General features: G+C 41.1%; 1 protein-coding gene. It reads right to left on the bottom strand.

Annotation, left to right across the window (positions count from 1 at the left end; all coding sequences use genetic code 11):
* Window positions 1-285: hypothetical protein (locus tag ACSG5Z_RS31995; RefSeq protein WP_435712960.1), on the bottom strand; the 285-nt coding region annotated here is incomplete at both ends.

The raw sequence follows: 285 nt of genomic DNA, 5'->3' as shown, positions 1-285 counted from the left end.
GATTGGCTCCGCCCTGCGACCTGACTAAAATCTTGCGATACATTGCATCCTCTGGATCTATATAATGCACGTTTCCTGTAGCAACAACTGGTTTATCTAACGTCTCACCTAGTTTTACTACGTTAGAAATAATTGTTTTTAATTGTCCCTCATCTCGAACAAGTTCACGCTCTACTAAATGACGTAACACCTCTGGAGGCATTACTTCAATGTAATCATAGAACTGCGCAATTTCTTCTACCTCTACAGGAGCTTTTTGCATCATCGCCTCAAACACTTCACGTT

The organism is Bacillus pretiosus, assembly GCF_051294775.1.
Taxonomy (GTDB): domain Bacteria; phylum Bacillota; class Bacilli; order Bacillales; family Bacillaceae_G; genus Bacillus_A; species Bacillus_A wiedmannii.
Note: the sequence above shows the minus strand (reverse complement) of the source record. Positions and strands in the feature narration are given on the sequence as shown.